Consider the following 3,265-nt stretch of genomic DNA (forward strand, 5'->3'; position numbering starts at 1 on the left):
GTTTCGCACGTCTCGCCCGCTGGTTGGAGAACGAACCCATGCCGCTTACGCGCAAGGACACGCAGCGCCAGACGCGGGACCGGCTGATCGCCGCCGCACATACCTCGATCATCGAGGAGGGGGTCGCCGCCATGTCGATCCGCAACATCTGCAGCGCGGCCGGCCATTCGCAGGGTGCCTTCTACTCGAACTTCGCCAGCAAGGACGATCTGCTGGTCGAGATCCTGCAGAGCCATATCCAGGATGAGGTCACACTGCTTCGCGACCTGGTCGCGCACTGCTCCGGCGATGATATCGAGGCAACGCTCCAGGTGCTGGCCGCCCGGCTCGCGAAGCTGGCCGGTGAAGCGCAATGGTCGCTCCTCTCGATCGAATTGCAGCTTCACGCGCGGCGCGATCCGGCTTTCGCCGAGCGGCACCGGGAGGGCAAGGCGGCCTGCTATCGGATGTTCGGTGAACTCGTTGCCGATCTAACGCAACGCTTCGCACTTCGACCGGCCTTGCCGCCGATGCAGACCGGTATCGGTCTTTACGCGGTCTGGATGGGACTGGCGGTGCAGGGCGATGTCGAAGGCGCCATGCCGCGCGACGAGATGCTCGTCGGCTTCTTCCGCGCCATGGCAGGACTGGGTTCGTCGCATGAGGAGCAGGCGTATTCGTGAGCGGGATCGTGTCAGATCGTCGACGCATCGGCTGCGATGAGCACGGACACCCACTCGTCGGCGAGGTGGATGAGCATCGGCGCTTCCATATCCGCTTCCGCGCCCGGGACGCCGACATCGACGAACTCGGCCATGTCAACAATGCGGTCTGGGTGACCTGGATTCAGGATGTGTCGGTGGCGCATTGGCTGACGGCCGCGCGGCCGCAGGATCGCGACCGGTTCGTCGCGGTCGTGCTGCGCCATGAGGTCGACTATCGCGGCAATGTCCGGGCGGGAGACGAGGTCAGTGCGATCACCTGGGTCGTCCGAGCGCCGCGGGGTGCCCGCTATGCACGATGTGTCGAATTCCATGCCGAAGACGGCCGGACGATCGTCGCCTCGCTGACCCAATGGGCCCTGGTCGATCGGGAAACCGGCAAGCTGGCCCGCGTCCCGGTGGAGGTGGCGGCTCCGTTTCTAAGTGACGATACCGCGCAGAAGGAAATTGGATGAGCGATATCAGGAAAGTGGCAGTTCTCGGCACGGGAGTCCTCGGGAGCCAGATCGCCTTCCAGACGGCCTATAGCGGCTTCGATGTTGTCGCCTACGACATCAGCGAGGAAGCGCTCGAACAGGCGCGCGCACGGCTGGCGGCGCTCGTCGAAACCTACACGAACGAGGTGTCGGGCGCGGCTGGCGGCAAGGCGGCCGGGGCGCTCAAGCGGATCGCTCTGCTGAGCGATCTCGGCGCGGCCGTCGCGGACGCGGACCTCGTGATCGAGGCGGTTCCGGAGGTTCTTTCGATCAAGCAGGCGCTCTACGAGAAACTGGCGGGGCTCGCGCCGGACAGGACGATCTTCGCCACCAATAGCTCGACCCTGCTGCCGAGCGACCTGAAGGCTTACACCGGCCGACCGGACCGGTTTCTGGCGCTGCACTTCGCCAACAGCATCTGGAAGTTCAACACCGCCGAGGTGATGGGCACGGACGACACCGATCCGGCCGTGTTCGATGCCCTGATCGCCTTCGCCTCCGCCATCGGCATGGTGCCGATCCCGGTGCGCAAGGAGAAAGCGGGTTACGTCCTCAATTCGCTTTTGGTGCCGCTCCTGAACGCGGCCGCCGATCTGGCGGCCGGCGGCTATGCCGAGCCGGAAGATGTCGACAAGGTCTGGCGGATCGCCACCGGCGCGCCGATGGGGCCGTTCCAGATCTACGACATCATCGGATTGAACACCCCCTACAACATCCTCTCGCATGGCGACGAGCATGCTCAGTCGCTCGCCGCCTGGCTGAAGGAAAACTACATCGACAAGGGCAGGCTCGGCATCGCCTCGGGCGAAGGCTTCTACAGCTACAAGCCCTCCGCAGACTGATCCCAACAAGAAGAACAGGAGTTCGCCATGCACTATAGCAGCGGAAACTATGAAGCCTTCGTGCGTCCCCGCAAGCCCGAGGGCGCCGACAAGAAGACGGCCTGGTTTGTCGGTTCGGGGCTGGCGGGGCTTGCCGGCGCGGCCTTCCTGATCCGCGACGGCGGCGTTTCCGGCGACCGCATCACCATCCTTGAAGAGCTGGAAATCCCTGGTGGCGCGCTCGATGGTCTGGACGTGCCCGAAAAGGGCTTCGTCATTCGCGGCGGCCGCGAAATGGAAGAACATTTCGAGTGCCTGTGGGACCTTTATCGCTCGATCCCCTCGCTGGAGATCGAGGACGCCAGCGTGCTCGACGAGTTCTACCGGCTCAACAAGGACGATCCCAACTTTTCGCTCCAGCGCACGACGCAGAACCAGGGCCAGGACGTGCCCGACAAAGCGCTGTTGACGCTAAACGACAAGGCCCAGAAGGACCTGCTCTCGGTCTTCCTCGCGACGCGCGAGGAGATGGAGAACAAGCGTATCAACGAGGTCTTCGGCGAAGACTTCCTCAAAAGCAATTTCTGGCTCTACTGGCGCACCATGTTCGCCTTCGAGGAATGGCATTCCGCGCTGGAGATGAAGCTCTACCTGCACCGCTTCATCCATCATATCGGCAGTCTCGCCGACTTCTCCTCGCTCAAGTTCAACCGCTATAACCAGTATGAATCGATGGTCCTGCCGCTGGTGAAGTGGCTGACCGATCACGGCGTCACGTTCCGCTACGGCGTCGAGGTCACCGATGTCGATTTCGACATCCAGCCCGGCCGCAAGCAAGCGACCCGCATTCACTGGAAAGAGCGCGGCGTCGAAGGCGGCGTCGATCTCGGGCCAGACGATCTCGTCTTCATCACGATCGGCTCGCTGACCGAGAATTCCGACAATGGCGACCACAGGACGCCGGCGAAGCTCAATGAAGGACCGGCGCCGGCCTGGGACCTGTGGCGCCGCATCGCCGCGAAGGATCCGGCCTTCGGCCGCCCCGACGTGTTCGGCGCCCATATCCCGGAGACGAAATGGGCCTCCGCCTCCATCACTGCCCTCGACGCCCGCATTCCGGCCTATGTCGAGAAGATCACCAAGCGGAACCCCTTTACCGGCAAGATCGTCTCCGCCGGTATCGTCACGGTGAAGGACTCGGCGTGGCTGCTGAGCTGGACGGTTCATCGCCAGCCGCATTTCAAGAAGCAGCCCAAAGATCAGATGA

At 63.5% G+C, this 3,265-nt stretch carries 5 protein-coding genes; 4 read left to right on the top strand and 1 reads right to left on the bottom strand.

All coding sequences use genetic code 11. The annotated features are described in order from the left end of the window. A partial coding sequence (locus KAY22_RS26810; protein WP_296626110.1) for a TetR/AcrR family transcriptional regulator occupies window positions 1–662 on the top strand: 662 nt, incomplete at its 5' end. Window positions 663–673: 11 nt separating this feature from the next. Here the strand turns inward: KAY22_RS26810 and KAY22_RS26815 are convergent. Further along, window positions 674–796 (bottom strand): hypothetical protein, encoded by a 123-nt coding sequence (locus tag KAY22_RS26815; RefSeq protein ID WP_267903939.1) that lies wholly within the window; start codon window positions 794–796, stop codon window positions 674–676. On the opposite strand from KAY22_RS26815, the gene KAY22_RS26820 reads away from it, so the two are divergent. The 3 genes from KAY22_RS26820 to KAY22_RS26830 all read left to right on the top strand — a co-directional run. Next, window positions 779–1,156: an acyl-CoA thioesterase gene (locus KAY22_RS26820; RefSeq protein ID WP_231621840.1), complete on the top strand. Its 378-nt coding sequence runs from the start codon at window positions 779–781 to the stop codon at window positions 1,154–1,156. The genes KAY22_RS26815 and KAY22_RS26820 overlap by 18 nt on opposite strands. Next, on the top strand, window positions 1,153–2,019 hold the full coding sequence (locus KAY22_RS26825; RefSeq protein WP_046407406.1) for a 3-hydroxyacyl-CoA dehydrogenase: 867 nt from the start codon (window positions 1,153–1,155) through the stop codon (window positions 2,017–2,019). The genes KAY22_RS26820 and KAY22_RS26825 overlap by 4 nt, the downstream gene beginning before the upstream one ends. A gap of 27 nt (window positions 2,020–2,046) precedes the next feature. Continuing rightward, on the top strand, window positions 2,047–3,265 hold a 1,219-nt coding region (locus tag KAY22_RS26830), incomplete at its 3' end, for an oleate hydratase (protein ID WP_296626111.1).

This window comes from Rhizorhabdus sp. (assembly GCF_018006725.1).
Taxonomy (GTDB): domain Bacteria; phylum Pseudomonadota; class Alphaproteobacteria; order Sphingomonadales; family Sphingomonadaceae; genus Rhizorhabdus.